Origin of the sequence: Streptomyces sp. NPDC006393 (genome assembly GCF_040628575.1) — a bacterium.
Taxonomy (GTDB): Bacteria; Actinomycetota; Actinomycetes; order Streptomycetales; family Streptomycetaceae; genus Streptomyces.
The window spans coordinates 1-5,345 of record NZ_JBEXZD010000198.1; the positions used below are offsets into that span (position 1 = coordinate 1).

At 69.7% G+C, this 5,345-nt stretch carries 7 protein-coding genes; 4 read left to right on the plus strand and 3 right to left on the minus strand.

Annotated elements, in window-relative coordinates:
• The coding region (locus ABZ484_RS38250; RefSeq protein ID WP_358870561.1) for a beta-propeller fold lactonase family protein at positions 1–940 on the plus strand (940 nt) is incomplete at its 5' end.
• Here ABZ484_RS38250 and ABZ484_RS38255 read toward each other — a convergent pair.
• Positions 907–1,572 (minus strand): GNAT family N-acetyltransferase, encoded by a 666-nt coding sequence (locus ABZ484_RS38255; protein WP_358870562.1) that lies wholly within the window; start codon positions 1,570–1,572, stop codon positions 907–909. The genes ABZ484_RS38250 and ABZ484_RS38255 overlap by 34 nt on opposite strands.
• Positions 1,573–1,619: 47 nt before the next feature.
• Between ABZ484_RS38255 and ABZ484_RS38260 the strand changes: the two genes are divergently transcribed.
• The 3 genes from ABZ484_RS38260 to ABZ484_RS38270 all read left to right on the plus strand — a co-directional run bounded on the left by ABZ484_RS38260 (position 1,620) and on the right by ABZ484_RS38270 (position 3,663).
• Complete coding sequence (locus ABZ484_RS38260; RefSeq protein WP_358870563.1) at positions 1,620–2,531, plus strand: MerR family transcriptional regulator; 912 nt, start codon at positions 1,620–1,622, stop codon at positions 2,529–2,531.
• Between the two features lie 49 nt (positions 2,532–2,580).
• Positions 2,581–2,793 (plus strand): EF-hand domain-containing protein, encoded by a 213-nt coding sequence (locus tag ABZ484_RS38265; protein ID WP_358870564.1) that lies wholly within the window; start codon positions 2,581–2,583, stop codon positions 2,791–2,793.
• 150 nt (positions 2,794–2,943) lie between these two features.
• Positions 2,944–3,663, plus strand: a complete 720-nt coding sequence (locus ABZ484_RS38270; protein WP_358870567.1) for an NAD(P)-binding domain-containing protein — start codon at positions 2,944–2,946, stop codon at positions 3,661–3,663.
• Between the two features lie 53 nt (positions 3,664–3,716).
• Here the strand turns inward: ABZ484_RS38270 and ABZ484_RS38275 are convergent, their stop codons facing one another.
• A complete protein-coding gene (locus tag ABZ484_RS38275; RefSeq protein WP_358870565.1) occupies positions 3,717–4,271 on the minus strand; it encodes a GH25 family lysozyme in 555 nt (184 codons plus the stop codon).
• A gap of 670 nt (positions 4,272–4,941) precedes the next feature.
• The coding region (locus tag ABZ484_RS38280; protein ID WP_358870566.1) for a hypothetical protein at positions 4,942–5,345 on the minus strand (404 nt) is incomplete at its 5' end.

Below are 5,345 nucleotides of genomic sequence, written 5' to 3' on the forward strand. Positions count from 1 at the left end.
CCCCTCCCGGGTCTACGTCCCCAACACCAACTCCAACACCGTCACGGTCATCGACCCCGCGACGTACAAGGTCATCGAGACCATCCCGGTGGGCCGCCAGCCGCAGCACGTCGTGCCGTCCTGGGACCTGAAGACGCTCTGGGTCAACAACGACCTCGGCAACTCCCTCACCCCCATCGACCCGAAGACCGGCAAGGCGGGCAAGCCGGTCGACGTGCACGACCCGTACAACCTCTACTTCACGCCCGACGGCAAGTACGCCGTCGTCATGGCCTCCAAGGACCGCCAGCTCGTCTTCCGCGACGCGCACACCATGGACCGGGTGAAGACCGTCCCGGTCCCCTGCGCCGGGGTCAACCACGCCGACTTCTCCCTGGACGGCCGCTACTTCATCGTCTCCTGCGAGTTCAGCGGCGAACTGCTCAAGGTCGACACCGCGCAGATGAAGATCGTCGGCAGGCAGAAGCTGGACCACCGCGGCGCCATGCCCCAGGACGTGAAGGTCTCGCCCGACGGCAAGAAGTTCTACGTCGCCGACATGGTGGCCGACGGCCTGTGGATCCTGGACGGAAAGACGTTCGGCAAGCCGGTGTTCCTGCCCACCGGCAAGGGCGCCCACGGCCTCTACATCAGCCGTGACTCGCGCGAGATGTACATCTCCAACCGGGGCGAGGGCACCATCTCCGTCTTCGACTTCACCCAGGGCAAGCTCACCAAGAAGTGGCGCCTGCCGCAGGGCGGCAGCCCCGACATGGGCGGCGTGTCGGCCGACGGCAAGGTCCTTTGGCTGTCGGGCCGCTACAACTCGGAGGTGTACGCCATCGACACCCGCACCGGCCGGCAGCTCGCCCGCATCAAGGTCGGCAGCGGCCCGCACGGCCTCGCGGTCTACCCGCAGCCGGGCCGCTACTCGCTCGGCCACACGGGCATCTTCCGCTGACCGGCGGGGAGCAGCAGCGCCTCCGCCCCCACCGGACGGTAACCGGCCGCCTGGAACGCCCGCAGACTGCGGGCGTTCCCCGGCGACACCTGCGCCCACACGGGCTCGTCGCACAGGTGCCGGGCCGCCGTCGCCAGGGCGCGCCCCAGCCCCCGGTGCCGTACGTCCGCGTCGACCTCGACCGAGACCTCGACCCGCCCCGCCACCCCGCGCCCCAGCACCACCACCCCGCCGTCGGCGGCCCACGCGCGTACCCCGGCGCGCCGCTCGCGGGCGTAGGCGATCCGGGGGTGCGCGGGGTCGGCGACCTCCTCCACAGCCACCGGGGGCTCACCCGGCAGGGGAGCCGCGACCAGCAGCGCGTCCACGGTGTCGTGCCGACGCCCCGTGCGGTCGATGAGCGCCGACAGGAACCGCGGGTTCAGGGGTGCGGCGAGCTCGTCGCAGTCGACCGAGCGCAGCGCCTCGTGCACCCACAGCGGATCCTCGTCGGTGAACACGACGGAGTGCGCCGTGAAGGCGACGACTCCCGCGTCCCGGTGGCAGTGCTGCGGCACGACCGTCGTGCCGCCGTCCACCGGCGGGAAGACGCCACGGGCGGCGGCGTCCAGAATGTCCCGCAAGGCCTCCATGGCCGCTCCTTGAGTCTCCACCCACTGGAAGGCCCAGACTCGCAGACGTGAACGACGACAGCACCGGACTTCTCACCATCGGCGAGCTGGCCCGGGCCACCGGACTGACCGTGCGCACCATCCGCTACTGGTCGGACGAGGGCGCCCTGCCCCCGGTGGCCCGTTCCGCGGGCGGCTACCGCCTCTACGACGCCGCCTGCGTGGCCCGGCTCGAGCTGATCCGGACCCTGCGCGAGCTGGGCCTCGGCCTGGACGACGTGCGCCGGGTGCTGGCCGGGGAGCGGACGGTCGCGGAGGTCGCCGCCGCGCACGTGGTGGCGCTGGACGCGCAGATCCGGTCGCTGAAGGTGACCCGCGCGGTGCTGTCGAGCGTGGCGCGACGCGGATCGAGTGCGGAGGAGACGACCCTGATGAACAGACTGGCACGGCTGTCGGCGGCCGAGCGCAGGCGGATCATGGAGGAGTTCGTGGAGGAGATGTTCCACGGGCTCGACACCGTGGACCCGGACATCCGCGACAGGATGCGGAACACCGCGGTGAACCTGCCGGACGACCCGACGCCCGAACAGGTCGACGCCTGGGTGGAGCTGGCCGAGCTGGTGCAGGACGCGGAGTTCCGGGCGCAGATGCGCAGGGCGGCCGAGCTCAATCACTCCGACCGCGGCGCCGACACGCCTGCCGGGGCGTCCCGGTGGTTCGCCAAGAGGCTGGTCGAACTGGTCGGGAAGGCGCGCGAGCGCGGGATCGCCCCCGAGGCTCCGGAGGCCGACCGGGTCCTGCGTGACCTGTTCGGGGACGCCGACCCGGCGGCGGTCCTGGAACGCGTCAGGGCGACCCACAACGTCAGGCTCGCCCGCTACCGGGAACTGCTGGGGATCCTCAAGGGAACACCCGTGCACTCCTACGCCGACGAGTTCTCCTGGGTGGCCGCTGCGCTTCAGGTCCGCACGGGCAGCTAATCTGACCAGCGACAGCAGGACAGTCAGGTACGACAAGAGGGGCGGATCGGTGGCCGACATCGAGGAAGCACGCAAGCAGTTCCAGCGGATCGATGCGGACGGTGACGGTTTCATCACCGCCGCCGAGTTCAAGTCCGCCCTGGCCCAGGAGGGCGACTGGAACGTCACCGAGACGGTGGCGGAGGCGATCATCAGGACCCGCGACCTGAACGGCGACAAGGTGCTGTCGTTCGACGAGTTCTGGACCTACCTGAGCAAGTGACGCGTCCGGCACGGACCTGAGGGGCGCCCACCGCCCGGCGGCGGGCGCCCTTCGCCGTACGCCCTTCGCCGTACGCCTTTCCCGGTACGCCCTTCGCCGTACGCCCGGAATAGCCCGCGCCGCCCGGAGGTTGCACGTGGCCTGCAACGGCTGTGCAAGGACACCCGACCGACCTCCGGGACTCCCGGAAGAGCGAGGCGAGCAGAGATGAAGATCGGCATCATCGGCGCGGGCAACATCGGCGGCAACCTCACCCGGCGGTTCACGGCCGCCGGACACGACGTCTCCGTGGCCAACTCCCGCGGTCCGCACACCCTGACCGCGCTTGCCGAGGAGACCGGCGCGACCCCCGTGCGCGTCGAGGAGGCGGCCCACGGCGCCGAGGTCGTCGTGGTCACCGTCCCCCTGAAAGCCGTCCCCGGCCTGCCGTCCGGCCTGTTCGACGAGGCCGCCGAGGGCGTGGCGGTCATCGACACCGGCAACTACTACCCGCGGGAACGGGACGGCAGGATCGCCGCGATCGAGGACGAGGGCCTCACCGAGAGCCGCTGGACCGAACGGCAGCTCGGCCACCCCGTGATCAAGGCGTTCAACGGCACGTACGCCCAGGACCTCCTCGAGCGTCCCCGGCCGGCCGGTGACCCCGACCGCATGGCGCTCCCGGTGGCGGGCGACGACGAGGCGGCCAAGGCGAGGGTCCGCGCGCTGATCGACGAGATCGGCTTCGACACCGTGGATGCCGGTGGCATCGACGACTCCTGGCGCCAGCAGCCCGGCACCCCGGTCTACGGCCTGCGGGCCGGCGCCGACACCGTGACCAAGGCCCTGGCGGAGACGACCCCGGAACGCCCGGCCGACTTCCGGGGCTAGGCGGAGACCCTCCTAGGGGGTGTCCGGCACCGGCTGGGGGAGCGGGCCGGCCGTCACGGCCTGGCCCACTCCCGCAGCGCGGCCGCCGAGGAGAAGTTCGCCACGTTCTTGTCGTGCGGGTCGTCGGTGTACTGGTGGAAGCGCCACTTGGCCTTGATGCGCGGGTGGCCCGCGGTGACGTAGTCGGCGATCCACAGGCCGTCGCCCGCGTAGGACGTCGTGTCGATGTTCAGCCAGAAGTTGCGGTTCGCGTACAGCACGACCCGGTTGTGCGGGCGCAGTTCCTTCACCTTGCGGATGAAGTGGTCCTTCTCCGAGTTGGAGGCGTGGGTGCCCTCGCCCGTGGTCTCCCAGTCGACGGCGAGGATGTCACCGGCCTTCTCGGGGGCGTGGGAGACGAAGTACTCGGCCTGGGCGGTGATGTTGCCGGGCCACAGGAAGTGATAGAAGCCGACCACCAGACCGGCGTCGCGGCCGTGCTTGGTCTGGGCGTTCAGCCGCGAGTTGACGTACGAACGGCCCTCCGTCGCCTTGATGAAGACGAAGGAGAGGCCGTGCGTGTCGTACGTGGCGGACTGGTAGGCGCTCACGTCGATGCCGTGCAGCATGGGAACTCCCTCAAGGTGCCGTGGGGGGAGGAGTCGTCGGTTGTGTTCTGCCCCGTCTGCCCGCCGGCGGATCCTCCCGGATCGCTCGAACATCAGCCCAAGGTCAACTTCCGTGTCACCACTTCAGGTGACAGGCGTGCCACTATTTTAGGCTTCAATTCAGCGGCGGTGCCCGCTTCCGGCTCGGACGTACCGGTGCCGAATTCCTTGATTCTGGACGATTTCCAGGCCTTGTGTGGTCAATTCTGGTGACAGCGCCGAGGTCATAACCGTGCGGCGTGCGCGGCTTGAGTTGACTGGGCCGAAGCGCGAGAACAGCATGGGAATTGCGCCACCTCTGAGTCACACATGTTTTCGAGGGGCGACGGTGTGGCCCACAACGAGCGGACCTCACCGACGGGTTGACCGTCCGGTGCGTGGAGTGAACTTCTCGGACGTGTCCCGCGGGCTGACTCAGGCGGGACGGGCCTGGTCAGCGGTTGAGACGTTGGTCTCCAAGGTGACGTGGTTCCCGGTCGCTCCGTGCGATATCGCCGGATTCGGGATTCGCGTCTTACACGGAAGAAAAAGAGGAGCACGGCCCATGCGGATCAATCGGAAGCGGCAGATAGCCACAGCAATAGCCTCGGCAGCAGTGGTGGGAGGAGTCTTCACCATCGGGACTTCCGCCTCAGCGGCACCTGCTGAGGTGCATGTCGGCAAGGGTACATCGCAGGCGCAGAGCCTGCTTCCGGAAAGGCCGTGCCCGAAGAACCAGAAGAATTGCGGTAAGACCAACCAGAACAGGCCCGGCAACACCCAGGGCGGCACGCAGGGCAGCGGCCGCGGCAACACCCAGGGCGGTACGCAGGGTGGCGGTGGCGGCAACACCCAGGGCGGTACGCAGGGTGGTGGCGGTGGCGGCAACACCCAGGGCGGTACGCAGGGTGGTGGCGGTGGCGGCAACACCCAGGGCGGTACGCAGGGTGGTGGCGGCGGTGGCAACACCCAGGGCGGTACGCAGGGTGGTGGCGGCGGTGGCAACACCCAGGGCGGTACGCAGGGTGGTGGCGGCGGTGGCAACACCCAGGGCGG